Genomic DNA, 15,344 nt, shown 5'->3' with positions numbered 1-15,344 from the left:
ATGATGACGCAGACCAAAGTGGAAAGGTTCGCAACCGAATATGCGCGCGACGAGGATCGACTCACCGGCCGGGACGATAACCAGAGCAGCATTCATTATCCGACGGTGTTCCTCTTCATCGGGAACAAGGCGGGGGACGCGATTGAGCCGATGATCCAGATTAGCGAGCGGAAATGGGATAACAGTGCCGGCGTCATGTACGTGCACATTGCGTCCCGTGGTCTAGGGGTAGAAGTCTCCGGCGGGGAAGATTCCGCCGCCCGCAGCGCCGCTTCCGCACGGCATGGCGCAGAACCCGGCGGCAGAGTTGCCCGGCTCGTGCTTCCGCTCGGCGGAAGCGGGGATAGCGACAGCCGCAGGACGATACGCCGCGATGTGCACCGTATGTTCTACGCGGAGGAGGGCGGCCTGCTTGAGCTCAACCGCATCTTGCGGAAGGTGAGCAGCGATATCGCGGAGTACGGCCGCCTCTATGCTTCGTTCGATCGGATTCATCTGGCGGTCATTACGCGGGCCGATGATCCGCTCACTGTGCTGGTGCCGGAAATTACGCTGCTGGCGGAAGCTATTTTTCAGCAATCGTTCAAGTCGGTGCAGACGGATCTGTACGCGCTCATCAGCGAGCGGGAACAAGCCGAATCCTTCGGCTATGCCAGCTCGGCGGGAGTCGCGTTCCTGCGTGAGCTCGATTATATGCAGAGTCCGGACTACTCGTTCTCGGCCCCGCTGCATGTGACGGAAGACAGGATTGCGATCGAGGTGACGCATCCCGCTTCGCCGTTATTCGATCTCGTCTATGTGCTGACGGACAAAAATGAACGCGGCATGTCATCCTTCGACGAAGAAGACAATTACGAGATCATTTGCCATATGAACCTGTTGAAAAACCGGAAGCGGATCGACTCGGCTGGGGCGCATGGAATGGATAGCTACAACAACACCTCCCTGCGCAACAATCTGATGACCGAATCCGGCCGGATCGGGTTCGTCTCGGCGGGCTTCTCGAAGGTGAAGCGCCCGAATCATTCGATAGCGCTCGCTGTGCTGTACCATTTCTTCCGGGAGCTGACCGAGCGGATGAAGGGCGGGCCCGAGCGAACGGCCGCGGAGAAGCTTGCCTGGTTCGGACTGAACACGGAAGCGATAGAAGCCCAGGTCGATCAGACGGTCCCGGCCGCGGAGCGGCTCGGCGACATGAACGGCTTGATGACGCATGGCATCAGCTTCAGCCAGCTGAAGCGCATGACGCTGCGCGAAGCAGAGGCAGCGCTGTTCGGCAGCGGCTGCACCGCTTTTTTCCGGGAGAACTATGAACGGGCCGCCGAGAGCGCGATCCGGCAGCTTCCGGACGACGAGTTGCATGATGCGATCCGGCAGCGGTTGGCCGCCCAGACGGATACCTGCTTCTATCATGTGTACGCCTGGACGAACGAGGCCGAGGAAGCGGGCAGCGTCTGGCCGCTTCTGCACGGCCGCATCCGCGAGGCGGCAAGAGCGCTGGAAGCGGCGCGGGCGGAGCTGGAGCAGAAGTATAGCGAGAAGGTGGAGGCGCAATCGTTCCAACGGCTGCCGTTGATGGATAAGCACAATGTACGCAGCTTCATCCGCGCCTTCTTCGACACCGTGTACTGCCAGAAGCTGGAGGTGCTGCGGCTGGAGACGGAGCTGCGGCTGTATCGGAAATATGAAGCGGAGCTGGAACGGCTGCACGCGATCTGCAAGCAGTACGTGCAGCAGATGGAGTCGCTGGAACGGACGCTCCGGGAAGCGGCGCTCGCCAGCATCCGTCGGGCTGATGATTATATCGGCCAAAATATTATGGAGTATTATGAACGTGTGACGGCGGATGTCATGCGGGACATCGAGGCGAAGCGGGGGCCGGGGGCCTTCGGCGAAGAGCGGTATATGGGCAGCGTCACCCGCCTGCTGGAGCAGGGGATAGAAGCCTTGGCCGCGCGACTGTGCGAGGTATGCCGGGATCATATGTTGACCGCGGCTCCGTTCCGGCAGACGTTCGAGGAAGAACTGCTGCGGCGGGCGAACGTGACGATCGACTACAGCAACCAGGAGGTGCTGTCGCGGGACGAACTGTTCAAGAAGCTGAATCGGACGCTGGAGGAGTATGCTGGCATTCATATCCGCTTGCTCGATTATACGCATAAGCACCGCTACGAGGAGAAATATTTTTTCGGCGACGCGACGAGCGAATTTATGCGGTATGCGTTGAACGAGGAGGAGACGTCCCGTATCTACAAGCTCGGCTGCGTGCACGAGAAGCGAAGCAGCGGGGTAGAGAAGCTGAACATGATGGGCGGCTTCCGCGTCGAGGACCTGATGTATTACCGGAATGGCAAAATGTACTACGAGAGCTACGTGCAGAACGGGTACCGATTCCATGGTATCGATCCTGAACTGCTGCCGCCTATCCGATAATCCGGGTATGCCAGGCGAGTGTCCGCCGGGTTTCCGTACGGACTGCTGCCGTTCTCGGGGGAAGCGGAACGCCAGCGCATTGATCCGAAGGGCAGAAGCTGCATCCGGGGCAGCGGACCTGGAATGGAGTCATGACGATTACCTGAGCGTATATGTAAATACCGGCCTTTATGAACACGTATTTTTTGTGAGATTATGTGAGAGGATGCTATATTTATGCAGCGAAAAGTGAATTGGCTCATGGTGCTGTTCAGCCTGATTGGAGGCACGGTCGGCTGGGCCGCCGGGGAGTGGCTGCTGTGTCGTCTGGTTGGCCACTGGCCGGATGTCGTGGTGAGCGGGCTCTACTTCGGGATCATCGCCCTATTCATCGGCCTGGCCTGTCTGACGGCCGAGATGATCTCGCCCCAGCTGAATGGCCAATCGTGGCGGCAGCGGTATGCGGGCACATCGTGGCTGGTGCTCGTGCCCGCGACGCTCGTCCTGCTGTTCATCGCGGGGCTGACGCTCGAAGCGGCCTACCAGATTGAAGCCGGCGGCGTGAAGTCGATCGAAAATATCGTGCTTGTGATCGACAATTCGGGCAGCATGGAGCAGACGGATCCGAACCAGGATCGCTATAAAGCGGCCAAGCGAATGATCGAAGAGATGGATCGGGACAAGCGGGTAGCTGTGTTTGTATTTAACGACAGCGTGACCCTGCTTCAGCCTTTCGTGCAAGTGAAGGATCAGGCTGTCAAGGATGAGCTGTTCGCTAAGATGGATGGGCTCCAGCCGACGCAGGGCCGTACGGATATCGGCCTGTCTCTATCCGAAGCGATGAAACATATTAAGGACAATCCGGCTGATTCGGGCGGCACGATGGCCGTCCTGCTGTCGGACGGCTTCAGCGAAGTGAATACGAACGAAGTGCTCGCTGATTATAAGGCGAAGCATATTGCCGTTCACACGATCGGCCTCAGTCTGGTGGACGCGGAAGGCTCGGGCCTACTACGCCAGATCGCGGACGAGACCGGCGGCCAGTATTACGATGTGTCCAAAGCGGACGATCTGTCGTTCGTTTTCGAGCAGATCTACAGCAGCATCGGCGATCGGACGTTGGTGACGGAGCGTTCCGGGCCGCTTCGGGACAGCGGCTATTATAAGGCGCTGCATGTCATTGCCCTCGCGCTGATTGGCACTGCGCTTGGCTTGTCGCTCGGCCTCGTGTTCGACAACCGCTATCTCGCCAAGAGCTTCGCTATCGGCGGGGCTGTGGCGGGGCTGCTTGCTGGTCTATTGCTGGAGGCCGGCTTGACCGGACGACCGCTTGCGGACGGAGCCGTGCGCCTCGGCGCCGATCTAGTGCTGGCGGGCGTCATTGCGATGTTCACGCTGGCCGTGCCTGTGCAGGAGAGCCAGCGGCAGCAGGAAAGCCGCCCGCGAAGAGGAGCGGCAGGGAATGAAGGCAGCAGCCTGTCCGGACGGCAGCCCGATCAGAACAGCCGTGGATTCTAGTGTGGAGGGGGCTATGATAGATGTATTATTCGGAAGCGGGTTCGGAGACGCCGATCATCCGCAGACTGGCACATAGTATTGACGAAGATCGATGTACGCTGCGATGGCTGTGGCCTGATACGATTCAGGCCGTCTACGTGCACAAGGCGGCGGATCGCCTGGCGGCCGAGCGTCCGCCGGTCGCGGAGCTGAAGCTATATACGAGAGACGAGTACAAAGCCAACAACGGGTACCATGACCGGATTGATGGGATCGGGCGGCTCGTCTATACCATCTACGCTTGTCTACTGCAGGAGGATGGACAGCAGCAGCTCGTCATCCAGCAGGATGGCGGGAACCGGATCGCACTGAGCACCGGCCGGGCGAGAATCTGTTATTCGATCCGCTATAAAGGCGGCTGGTTCAAAACATTCAAGACGGCGCAAATCCAGGTGGCGGCAGAGGTGCCGCTCCCTGCGGATGTGCTGTGCTATGTGAAGAAGCACGGCGGCTATCCCGCCAGTAAAGACGACGGTACGGTCTACCCGTTCGTCGAGCCGTTCGCCCCGGGCCGGAACATGCTGCCGGAGATTGAGATCGGGAAGGACGATTATATTCGGCTCTTCTTCACCGACGGCCGCCAATACGGCCAGCTGTACGAGCTGATACCGGAATGAGGAGGAGAAGACATTGGGGATTTTTGATTTTCTGAAGCGCAAGCCGCAGCCGGCGTCACGGCCGCTGTTCTATGATATCGTATGCCCGTACTGCTTCAGCAAGTTCTCGCCGGCGGAGGTCGTGTTCCGCGCGGCGCATCACCGCGAGGATGACGAGAATTATGCGCTGCAGGAGGATGAGAAGCTGAACAAATACCGGGACCGCTTCGGCCTGGACACGGTCTATGATATGGAGGCGGTCATCGAGCCGCGCGATGTTCCCGAGGAGCATCATCTGTATTCCGACCATGTGCTTATCGGGCTGAATGACCGCTATGGCGTCGTCACGCGCAGAAGGCTGTGCCCGCACTGCCATAATGAGCTGCCCGTAACGGCAGGGAAGGTGCCGAGCAATATCATTTCCATTATCGGAGCTTCCCAGGTCGGCAAATCGGTCTACATGACCTCGCTGATTCATACGCTCCAGCATGTGACGGCCGATCATTTCGATGCCGCCTGCATGCCGCTCAATGCGGAGATAAGCCGCAAGTTCCGCACGTTGTACGAGGAGCCTCTGTTCGAACGCGGCGATCTGCTCGCGTCGACGCAGAAGGAGAAGATGCAGGAGCCGTTCATCTTTCAATTCGTCTTCAAGGATGAGACGAAGCCGCCGCTCACACTGGTGTTTTTTGATGTCGCGGGGGAAGGGATGGTTGATCAGGATTATCTCGGCCTGCATGGCCAGCATATTAAAAATTCGACCGGCATTCTGTTCATGATCGATCCGCTGCAAATTCGGTCGATTCGTGAAAAAATCCGTATGCAATACGGCGGAGCCTCGGACGATTGGGTACCGCAATATGACGAGCCGCGCGATGTCGTGCTGACGCTGTTCGGCGACTTCATCGCTTACCAGGACAAGAATAAGACCAACATTCCGACGGCGGTCGTACTGACGAAGAGCGACATGCTGCATGCGTTGAAGGATGAGGATGGAGACTATATTAAGTCGAATAGCAATATTTTCCACAATATGGTTCATCGCAAATATCTCGATCTGACGGAATTCCATAATATCGACGGCGAGATCCGGCGCTTCATCGAGAAGGTGGACCGTCCATTCAAAGGAACGATGGATGTCTATTTCTCCAATACGGCCTACTTCGCCGTGTCGGCATTGGGCAGCAACCCGGTCAATCAGAAGCTGCAGGGGGTTGTCAGTCCAATCCGGGTAGATGAGCCGTTCATCTGGCTGCTGCATCAATTGGATTATATCGAGGGGAGAGAGCAGCATTGACATCGAACAGATCCTCTCGCATCCAGCAGCAAATGTACACGCGGGAGCGGCGCGGTATTTTCCGCTTCAACGAAGGCTTCGACACGATCGCGGTCTCCGGCGGGCTTGATACAGGATTCATCAAAAAAGTACTGCATCCGTTCTGTGTCTATGACGCACCGGCGGAGCTGGCCGCGCGCGGTGAGAAGGACGAAGCGCGCTATCCGCAAGCACTGCACCTGTTCCACGCTGAGATGGGGCAGCTCGTCCTAGGCCGCAGCATCTATCAGGCGGCGGATTTCACGGGCTTGCGCAGCGCCTTCTTCACCCATAACTATATTATGCCCGCCGATCAGGTGGCTGAAGCGGTGAAGGACTACCCCTCGCTGCTGAACGCGGACTTCGGCGGCAGCTATGATATCGAGCAGGGTACAGAGCTGCCTGAGTTGGAGAGGATTCCTGCCGCGGCGGAAGCGCGCCGTTCGGCTTCGCCGACCTCCCTGCTCGCGAGCCTCGGCATCGATGAGAAGATGTTCAAGAAGCTGTTGTTCGCCGTCATCTCGTCCGTTGTCACAAGACGCAAAGTGTTCGTGGCGCTCGACGTCGCGGTGGAGGAATTGTCGGAGACTGCCTTGCAGCTGGTCGGCGTGCTGTACGGCAGTCTGCCGTATGCGTACCGCCGTGCGTTCGGCTTCCTGACGTTCTCGAAGGAGCCGCAGAGCCGGAAGGGCATTCATCTGACGTTCGTCGAGCAAGGGAGCTTGCGCCCGAATGATCGCAGCATCGACAAGGATTATACCTTCGATCTCGCGTCCAAGCGGGTGACGAATGTCGATATCGATCTGGGGAAGCAGCCCTACTTGAGCTTCGCCTGGAGCAATCTGGATCAGCCCGGGCGGGCGGAAGCCTTCTATGTCTTCCACGAGCAGATGCTGGAGGGTATGGACTCGCAGCGGCATACCGCGATCGCGAGCTGCCACGAGCTGGCTGTCTTGTACCAGATCGAGGAAGGCAGTGATTCTATGTATATGCAGAATCGGGTTGGCGCGCTGCGTTCGATGCTCGATTACTTGGCGCCGGAAGGGGCTGTTCAGTCGAAGCGGCGGCTGGCGGAGCTGTTCCGCGGAGGCTTCCAGCGCGAGTATGAGCTCGTCAAGCAGGGCGAGATGCCCGATCCGGCTATCGTGAAATGCTTCATGGAATTCGAAGCGCTTGCCGGGGCGGCGCTGGGCAGCGATCTGCTCGGGTACTTGATCCGGAGCTTATATGAAGCCAATCAGGCGAAGAGCCGTGAGCGAACGGAAGCCTATTATGCGCTCATCGAGGGCAGCGACAGCGTCAGCAAGCCTTTCTTCGACACGTTGCTGCGGGGCGGCAAGACGGTGGAGCTTTTCTTCCCGTATATGCGGCAGAAATTCCAGGAGATCGTCCGGGCCGAGGAGCTTGTGAAGCTGGCTCACCATTGGTCCAGCCAGCATCCGGTACTGCTGTGCAAGGCTGAGTTCACCGAGCTGGCTGCCGGGCAGCTCGCCGAGAAGCTGCGGCATGATGCGGAGCCGGTGTCCGCCGTGAACGCGGTGCTGGATACGGTAGACCGCCTGCTCGCGGAGAAGGGGCGGATTGCCGACGAAGATATGCTGCTCTTGATGGAGCAGTTGTCTTATGCGGCGAATGTGTTCCTGCTGAAGGAGCTGAATCTGGAGGAGACGCGCCAGGAAGCGTTCCTTCAGATCGGTTTCCTAGCGCACCCGGGCGAGGTGAGGGAATGGGTCGCCCGTTATTCGCCTCAGGTGCAATCCACGGCGAATGTCATGCTGGCTGCATATCGCTGGTTCCGCGACGCCGAGCCGGATGAATCGATCTTCGGCGGCTTATCGCCTGCCGAGCTGGATCGGTTGCAGCAACTTGGACGACGCTGGTTGCAGAAGGATCTGGAGCCGTCCCGCTTCCGGCGTCTAGTGCTGGCGTTCTACCGGGATGCCGACACAGGCTTGATCGAATACGGAGCGCTGCTCCATTATTTGCACCTGCATGCGCCGAACCGGGAGACCGTCTATCTGTTCATGAACTGGTCCGAGAAGCAGCGCTTGTTCTCGCGAGAAAGGAAGCTCGAGCCGGGATATGTCGCGGCGGTGGTCGCTTATTTCAAAAAATACGACCAAGACGCGTTCAAAAACCGGACGAACCGTAAGCTCTATTTCGAGCAGGCGGGCGCGCCGCTTCAGGCTGCATACGTCAAGGCCCGCAGTGAGTTATCGCCGCCCATCGTCAGATGGCTGCGGCGCAACCGGAAAGCGATGGTGTGGTTCGCGACCGCGATCCTGGTCATCGGCGGCATCGGCGGCGGATTGGCGGCTTCCGGCGTCTTCGACAGCGGCAAGCCCGCAGTGGCGGATATCACTGCGTCCAATCCTGCGCCGTCTCCGCAAGAGCGGGCAAATAAGATCGAACCGCAAGTCTACGCGAGGCAAGTCGAAGATTTCGTGGACGGCGAATGGAAGCCGACGACAGAGCTTATATTCGAGTTCGGAACGGAGGCGGAATGCTCCGCTTTTCAGGCGGGCACGATTACATTGAAGCTGGAGGGTGGCACCGAGCAGACGTATAAGGATCGTCCTGTGCAGCATCCCTGTTCTTCGGGGGCCGCTTCTTCTTCCACAAGCGGCGGGCAGCAGGATCAGAATGGCGGCGGGAGCGGACAACCAGCCGGAGGAGCAGATGGTAGCACTGGCGGGACTTCGGCCGAGCCGACCCAGCAGCGATCCTATCAAGCGATTGTTTCTTTGGGTAAAATGATAGATATCGGAAAAATAAGCGGAGTACTTGTGAATCAGAAAATAGTTGAGTATATTGAGAAATAGAGGCTGACAGTCAGCCTCTATTTTTTTGTCATCCTGTACCGAATGACAGAGAAGACTGTGAGCCATGCGCTCGCTGCCGGTACGCTTGAACCGCGAACGCGAATGGATTCGATGGGAACGGTGCCATCGCTCGTGCTGACGATTGGATTGTGGGGAGTCCGCTATGTGGCGGCGGGTGCAGAGAAAGATAGATTCGAATAAACATTGAATGCTAGGTTACTAGGGGGATGTCGGATATACAATGTCTAGTTTGGAAAACGGCCTAAATCATTTTGTCGCGTTTGGCTTGACATCCGTCTTTTTACGTGCTACGACATACAATTCATGTCCGCGCATGTCTGCTTGGAGATGGGGAATAAGAGCCATCTTCTGTGGTATAGAAATTTCTTTGTATCGGTCCGATTTCTGTAGACTTAGATTGATATCCATATGAATTCGGTGCGGAGCTTGGCGAGAAAAGATAGTAATTGGTTCAAATGAAGCCTGTTCCAGCAATAAAGGTAAATTATAATTAGAGTAATGAAATAAATGATCGACTTCTGTATAGAGTAAAGATTCAACTCCGCAAATTTCATTGGTAAAGGAGTGATGGTTTGGAACGCTAAAAAATAGCAAACCATCCTCATAAAGTACAGAATGAACTTCTTGTAGAAAAGTAATTGGTTCCGGAACATGTTCGAGCACATGCCAAAAAGCAACGGCGTTAAAGGTTGGTTGTGTGGGGAAAAGCGATCGCTCCCACATGCTGTTATTCAATTTAATACCGTAATTTTCTTTAACATATTGGCAAGAAGTGGCGGATGGTTCTAAACCTGAAACATTCCATCCCGCAGCTTGTGCAGCGTATAAAAATTCACCGGTGCCAGAACCTATTTCAAGCAGATTTCCTTTGGTTGCGTGAAATTGTTGAATTAAAGTGATATTGAATAATGCAAATTCAACAAAAGTAGATTCTTTATACGGCTCTCTCATAGATAACCAAGCTTCATTATAAATTTCCGGAATAAATTTTTTAGTATTGATATTTGATAATCCTTCCTGAAATACCAACTCGCAATTAGAACATTGCAATAAGTTAAATTGGCTATAACGATGAAAGTATGTAATAAATTGTGATTCGCATATCGGACAATTCATGGATAGCCCTCCCCCTTCACATTATGGTATATGACTTCGTGGAGCATTGTGTTCTATCCTAAAAAAAGAAATCAGGAACAATCGCGGAACAAGGCTGGCATGACGTGTTGTTGACATTGGGTGGTCGTATGCCCGGCTGTGAAGACGACAGCAGGAAGGGAGCGACTGGAGCTTATCTTCATGAGGCTGCAAATCTTATTACGCTCGATTCCTTGGCAGACACACTGGATTGCAGTACCATAACCAGTTTCCCCGTTGGATAAGTGGCAGTCTACAACTATGAGCGGTTACCAAAAAAAATGAAGCAGCCTTAGCCCGATAAGTTTTTCTACCGGCTCACCGTTATGAAACATCATGACGGTTGGCATAGACATAACGCGGTATTCGGACGCGATGGCAGGGGAGTCGTCACAGTCTACCTGGAGTACGGTTACCTGTTCCCCATATTGATGATCCAACTCGTCGAGAATAGGCAGAAGCGCCTTACATGGCGGACACCATGATGCTCCGAATTCAACAAGTGTAACCCCTTGCACGCGAATAAATCCTTGAAATGATTGTTCATTAACTTCGTACATACTCATCGTTATTCCTCCCAGTTTGTTGTTTGTCTTTCGTCTAGAATGAAGCGGATGCGCTCTTGCAGGTTGGACTTTATAGATTCAAGAAAATGGATTTGCTCGTCGATTTCCGCAAGCTTTTGTTCATAAATCGGGAGTACTTCTTGACAGAAAATAACTATAGTCAAGCAACAAGAAGTGTCTTAACATCTGCAGAAATACAGCAAAACCTCCAGTTCCACATCGTGGGCTGGAGGTCTTTTTGTTTTGAATGGTGAACCCTAAAAGTGCACCAAGGATCCTATTTTGCGCCAAAGCGAGAAATCCGCAGGCAAGCCAGTAAATGACGAGCAGCTTGCCGCCTAATTTGATGAGTTGAAAGCTTGCTCCCAATCCTACCGTAGTGAAGAACGTGAGCATGAATAGACTTTGGAGCGAAGTATCCAAGGTAATTTCCAAAAGTCCAGTCGTTTTCAGAAACGTTGCTAGGATAGCAAACAGCAGTCCACCGACAACGGGCGCTGGAATACAAAACTTTTGCAGTACTCCTGATTTTCTGACAAAAAAGGTTCCTAGTACAAGCAGGGCTACAGCCAAAAATATCGTATTCACTTGATTAAGCGCCAGCGTCATCAGTGTTCCTCCCCATAAATGTCATGATCGCTTCATTCGTCAAGTATGCTCCCAGTTTTATGGTTCTCCCGTTCTCGTTAACATATGGATTCACCTCGCAAATATCAAAAGAAAGCGTTTTCTTATTAGCGGCGACCGAGCGAATAAGGGCACGAACGACCATCGGTGTTAATCCAAAAGGAGAGGGAGCACTGACTCCCGGCGCAAATGCCGCATTGAGAACATCGGTACAAAGGGTGAGCATGACATAATCCTGCTGTTCGATGAACACTCGTAAGGTTGAAAGGATGCTATCCATCTGTCCTTCATACATATCTTCTTCTAGAATGTAGCGGGCACCGAGTTCGTCCGCTTTGTCGAACAGTTCTTGTGTATTCCCGAAACGCTGGATGCCAAGCACCAAGTAGCTGCTGCTCTGATCCTGCTCTACTATTTGGCGGAACATCGTTCCTGATGATGGCTGAGTGTCGTAGGGGCGTAGGTCGAAATGGGCGTCAATATTGATAATTCCTAGCGGAGCATCTGGTCCGATATGCTGGCGGACACCTAAATAATGTCCATATAGCGTCTCATGTCCTCCGCCTAAAATAATGGGAGTAGCAGATTTGGCAAAGAGATCAGAGACGGCACAGCCCAATGCTGCCTGGGCATCTTCAAGCTTGTCATTGGAACAAGTCACATTTCCCGCATCGACAAGGCGATGACCCTCCGCTGTTCTCCAGGGGAGACTTGCGAGCGCTTGCCTGATCGCATTTGGAGCGTTCGCTGCGCCTAATCTCCCTTGATTGCGCCGCACGCCTTCTTCGCATTCAAAACCGATGATGGCGCAAGTGTTTGGAGAAAAGGTTTCCCATGGTGCATCCAGCTCCATCCAGCTCCATCCACTCCACAATTTGATGGTAGCGGAAGCTGCTTCTTCTCTCTGCATGATCCGTTCGGCCGACCCATACATCGGCTCCAATAAATCGAAGAAATCAACTTAAATCGATAAGATCTAGGGTTGTCTGTTTGCTCCGAAGCTAGATCCACCATCGGTCGCGTGGGGCTCCCTTAAGGTTCTCTCGGGATTGTACATTAGAAATTTCAACAGCCAGGCCGTAAGTCATCGGGTTATCCGATGATTTACGGCTTTTCACGTTACCCGTAAATATGAACATTAGAAAGAGTATTCATTAATATGATTATGAATAGATATTGTGCTTGTTTGTAAGCGCTTAACCACTTATAATGGTTGATAATCCACAAATATCCAAATTAGTCTAGAGGGGGTTCTGCATGAATCTTTTGGCCGCTGTAACCGTTCCGAGCGTCAAACGTCACAAGAAAAAACGCTGGCCGCGCATTACCGGAATCATTGTTTTGGTCTTAGTTCTTTTGCTTGCCTGCGCAGGGGGATACGTTTATTGGTTCGTGAATAAAAGCCTGCCTGTCGTACAAGGGAAACTCAATATTTCTGGACTGGAAAAGGAAGTGACGGTATGGAGGGATGCTTCCGGTGTTCCGCATATCGAGGCGCAAAACGAACATGATCTCTACATGGCTCAAGGTTACGTAACGGCGCAGGATCGCATGTTCCAGATGGATTTGAGCCGCAGGCAGGCTTCCGGGCAGCTTAGTGAAGTAGTGGGGGCTAAGGCAATCGACCGGGATAAATTTTTCCGGGCGTTTAGTTTGCGGCGTGCGGCAGAGGTTTCTCTGGGAGCTTACTCAGAAGAGTACCGACAGGTGCTGCAATGGTATGCGGATGGCGTCAACAAGTACATCAAGCATGCAAAAGCCGCCAGTTCACTACCGGTCGAATTTGCGATTCTGGGGTATGAACCCGCGGAATGGCAGCCTGTGGACTCCTTGACGATTGGCAAATACATGGCCTATGATCTGGCAGGCAACTGGGAGGGGCAGGCTTTTAGGTACGCAATGGCGCAGAAGCTGTCAACAGAGAAATTTCAGTCGCTTATGCCAACCTATCCGAAGGATGGGGCAATGATCATTCAAGCGTTAAAAGAACGACCGGTCGATGTGACAGCGCTGGCAGCTACCGCGGTTCCGCGGGATCCATTTAACGGCAGCAATAACTGGGTCGTATCTGGAGAGAAGTCGGTATCCGGCAAGCCGATGCTGGCCAATGACCCGCATCTAGGTCTGAGTACGCCGTCCATCTGGTATGAGACGCATCTCACAGCACCGGAGCTGAACGTGAGCGGAGTGATTTTTGCGGGCGTTCCAGGGATCATTCTCGGGCATAACGACACGATAGCCTGGGGGGTGACGAATCTGAGTCCGGACGTACAGGATCTCTATATTGAGAAAAGAAACCCGAACAATCCGCATCAATTCGAATATATGGGGAAATGGGAGGAGGCCAAGGTTTATCAAGAGGAAATTAAGGTAAAAGGCGAGGCTCCGGTGCCCTATGAAGTTGTCGTGACCCGGCATGGCCCGATTATCTCTGAATTCGCGCATGATCAGCGGCAGGAAACAGCGCTTGCGATGAAATGGACCGCCTTGGATGCAACGACCGAGCTCGAAGCGGTTCAGATGTTCGCGAAAGCGCAGAACTGGGAGGATTTCAAGCAGGCGTTGACACATTTTCAAGCACCTGCTCAAAATTTTGTTTTTGTTTCTACGGATGGCACGATTGCCTACCGTGGGAACGGCCTGATTCCGATCCGCAAAAAAGGCGACGGTTCGGTTCCGGTACCAGGCTGGACGGATGAATATGAGTGGATGGGATATATCCCGTGGGATGAACTGCCCACAACCGTGAACCCAAAGGAAGGGTATATCGCTACGGCGAACAATAAAGTGATCGGAGACAGCTATCCGTATCATCTAACGGACGTCTGGTCCCAGCCATACCGTGAAGCGCGTATCCAACAGGTGCTGTCTGCCAAGGATAAGCTAACCATAGAGGATATGGAAAAACTTCAATTTGACCGCCATAACCTTCAGGCAGAAGAGTTTGTTGATGAGTTGATTGCCAAGATCAAAGACTCGCCGGATTTGCGGCAAATCGACCGCGACGTGCTTTCGCTTATACAAGGCTGGAATAAAGTGAATGATCCGGATCAGGCTGCGCCGCTTGGCTTTGAGCTGTGGATGCAGGGTTTTGATGATGTGCTATTCAAATCCGAAATCAACGCTGATTTGATGGAACTGTTTAACAATAAATCGGTTGTTAAGGATGAAATGCTCCGCCGAGCGCTTCAAGGCGAGCGGGAGCCATGGATCGACGAAAAAGGCGGAATCGAAAAGGTGGCGCTGCAGGCATTCCAGCTGGCTGTGGATCAGGCTGTTTCGCTGCAGGGCAAACATCCGGACAAATGGCAGTGGGGTAAGTTCCATCAGGTTGATTTTGCCCATCCTCTAGGCGCTGTGAAGCCGTTGGATCTGATTTTTAATGCCAAGTCAGTTCCGATGGGCGGCGGCCGTGTCACCGTCGGGGCCGCAGGTTGGGATGCGGAGAGCGGCGAAGTCACCCATGGGGCACCGTGGCGAACGGTCATCGATATGTCCAATCCGACCCGTTCGATGAATGTGGTGGGGCCCGGCCAATCCGGACATGTGCTGAGCAAGTGGTACCATGACCAGGTGGATGACTGGTCGACCGGACAATACCACGTCACGAGTATCGAACCGAATGAATACCGAAAGGCAGGAAATGAACTGAAATTAGTGCCGGAATGAGAAGGGAAATGCGATAGATTCTCCAGACAACACACGACCCAGTCTAAGATAGAGCTATGTAAGGCTGGGTCGTGTGACGCTTACAAGAATACATGAAAAAAACCGGCCTCGCGACCGGCAGGAGTCTATCGGAAAAGGTACTCAGGCTCTCAGATGGACATCTTCTGCAAATGCGCTTCGAGCCGGTCAAGATTTTCCTTGGTGTGTAAAGATGCGATTTCCTTGATGGCGTTGAATATGGCTTCATCTTCAAAAAGCTGGCGCATCGTTAGTTTGGTTGTGCCGCCAAGAGCCTCGAAGGTTGCCGTGAGTTGAAAATGGGGGTCATATAGATAGCGCAGCACGATCCGTTCTAGCCCGATTTCGACAAATTCGTTTTTATTGGGATAATCGACTCCGTCCGGTCCGTGCATCACAAACTCCCATATCCCTCCCGGCCGTAAATCAAATTCGAGAAAAGTGTTCGTAAACCCGTTCGGACCCCACCACTTTGCCAAATGCTCGGGTTTAGTCCAGGCTTCGTAAACGAGAGCAGTGGATGCATGTATCACCCTCGTTGTTACCAATTCGTTTTCTTCCGCTGCGCTGATTTCGCTGTTTGCCGCATGGTTTTCCGTCATGCCCG

The 15,344-nt window shown here is 53.9% G+C and carries 11 protein-coding genes and 1 pseudogene; 7 read left to right on the top strand and 5 right to left on the bottom strand.

Annotation, left to right across the window (positions count from 1 at the left end):
- From RQP50_RS09115 to RQP50_RS09090, 6 genes are all read left to right on the top strand, one after another.
- Entirely contained in the window at positions 1-2,433 is a 2,433-nt protein-coding gene (locus RQP50_RS09115) for a transcription initiation factor TFIID (protein WP_315744952.1), read from the top strand.
- Between the two features lie 216 nt (positions 2,434-2,649).
- On the top strand, positions 2,650-3,930 hold the full coding sequence (locus tag RQP50_RS09110) for a vWA domain-containing protein (protein ID WP_315744951.1): 1,281 nt from the start codon (positions 2,650-2,652) through the stop codon (positions 3,928-3,930).
- A gap of 20 nt (positions 3,931-3,950) precedes the next feature.
- Positions 3,951-4,586 carry a beta-mannanase gene (locus RQP50_RS09105; RefSeq protein ID WP_072728535.1) on the top strand — a complete coding sequence of 212 codons (636 nt, stop codon included), beginning with the start codon at positions 3,951-3,953 and terminating at the stop codon, positions 4,584-4,586.
- Positions 4,587-4,599: 13 nt separating this feature from the next.
- Entirely contained in the window at positions 4,600-5,862 is a 1,263-nt protein-coding gene (locus tag RQP50_RS09100) for a hypothetical protein (protein ID WP_315744948.1), read from the top strand.
- Positions 5,859-8,702, top strand: a complete 2,844-nt coding sequence (locus tag RQP50_RS09095; RefSeq protein ID WP_315744946.1) for a GAP1-N2 domain-containing protein — start codon at positions 5,859-5,861, stop codon at positions 8,700-8,702. Before RQP50_RS09100 ends, RQP50_RS09095 begins: the two co-directional genes overlap by 4 nt.
- A gap of 42 nt (positions 8,703-8,744) precedes the next feature.
- Positions 8,745-8,903: a hypothetical protein gene (locus RQP50_RS09090; protein WP_175560650.1), complete on the top strand. Its 159-nt coding sequence runs from the start codon at positions 8,745-8,747 to the stop codon at positions 8,901-8,903.
- Between the two features lie 66 nt (positions 8,904-8,969).
- Here the strand turns inward: RQP50_RS09090 and RQP50_RS09085 are convergent, their stop codons facing one another.
- From RQP50_RS09085 to hutG, 4 genes and pseudogenes are all read right to left on the bottom strand, one after another.
- Entirely contained in the window at positions 8,970-9,839 is an 870-nt protein-coding gene (locus RQP50_RS09085; protein WP_315744943.1) for a class I SAM-dependent methyltransferase, read from the bottom strand.
- A gap of 287 nt (positions 9,840-10,126) precedes the next feature.
- On the bottom strand, positions 10,127-10,423 hold the full coding sequence (locus RQP50_RS09080; protein WP_315744941.1) for a thioredoxin family protein: 297 nt from the start codon (positions 10,421-10,423) through the stop codon (positions 10,127-10,129).
- A gap of 255 nt (positions 10,424-10,678) precedes the next feature.
- Positions 10,679-11,032 (bottom strand): annotated as a pseudogene (locus RQP50_RS09075) (sodium/glutamate symporter); the annotation flags it as partial.
- A complete protein-coding gene (gene hutG, locus RQP50_RS09070) occupies positions 11,016-11,960 on the bottom strand; it encodes a formimidoylglutamase (protein WP_394358376.1) in 945 nt (314 codons plus the stop codon). The gene hutG and the pseudogene RQP50_RS09075, both read right to left, overlap by 17 nt.
- Positions 11,961-12,307: 347 nt before the next feature.
- Between hutG and RQP50_RS09065 the strand changes: the two genes are divergently transcribed.
- Positions 12,308-14,719 carry a penicillin acylase family protein gene (locus RQP50_RS09065; protein ID WP_315744940.1) on the top strand — a complete coding sequence of 804 codons (2,412 nt, stop codon included), beginning with the start codon at positions 12,308-12,310 and terminating at the stop codon, positions 14,717-14,719.
- Between the two features lie 149 nt (positions 14,720-14,868).
- Here RQP50_RS09065 and RQP50_RS09060 read toward each other — a convergent pair whose 3' ends face one another.
- Complete coding sequence (locus RQP50_RS09060) at positions 14,869-15,339, bottom strand: SRPBCC family protein (protein ID WP_315744938.1); 471 nt, start codon at positions 15,337-15,339, stop codon at positions 14,869-14,871.
- Positions 15,340-15,344: the final 5 nt, after the last annotated feature.

Source organism: Paenibacillus suaedae, assembly GCF_032337355.1.
Taxonomy (GTDB): Bacteria; Bacillota; Bacilli; order Paenibacillales; family Paenibacillaceae; genus Paenibacillus_B; species Paenibacillus_B suaedae.
The sequence above is the reverse complement of the archived record's forward strand: the minus strand, read 5'-3'. Positions and strand labels throughout refer to the sequence as shown.

Bases quoted from the DNA above. Each gene is read 5' to 3' on its own strand.
- RQP50_RS09115 (WP_315744952.1), top strand. From the start codon at position 1: ATGATGACGCAGACCAAAGTGGAAAGGTTCGCAACCGAATATGCGCGC.
- RQP50_RS09110 (WP_315744951.1), top strand. From the start codon at position 2,650: ATGCAGCGAAAAGTGAATTGGCTCATGGTGCTGTTCAGCCTGATTGGA.
- RQP50_RS09105 (WP_072728535.1), top strand. From the start codon at position 3,951: ATGTATTATTCGGAAGCGGGTTCGGAGACGCCGATCATCCGCAGACTG.
- RQP50_RS09090 (WP_175560650.1), top strand. From the start codon at position 8,745: ATGACAGAGAAGACTGTGAGCCATGCGCTCGCTGCCGGTACGCTTGAA.
- RQP50_RS09085 (WP_315744943.1), bottom strand. From the start codon at position 9,839: ATGAATTGTCCGATATGCGAATCACAATTTATTACATACTTTCATCGT.
- RQP50_RS09080 (WP_315744941.1), bottom strand. From the start codon at position 10,423: ATGAGTATGTACGAAGTTAATGAACAATCATTTCAAGGATTTATTCGC.
- hutG (WP_394358376.1), bottom strand. From the start codon at position 11,960: ATGCAGAGAGAAGAAGCAGCTTCCGCTACCATCAAATTGTGGAGTGGA.
- RQP50_RS09065 (WP_315744940.1), top strand. From the start codon at position 12,308: ATGAATCTTTTGGCCGCTGTAACCGTTCCGAGCGTCAAACGTCACAAG.
- RQP50_RS09060 (WP_315744938.1), bottom strand. From the start codon at position 15,339: ATGACGGAAAACCATGCGGCAAACAGCGAAATCAGCGCAGCGGAAGAA.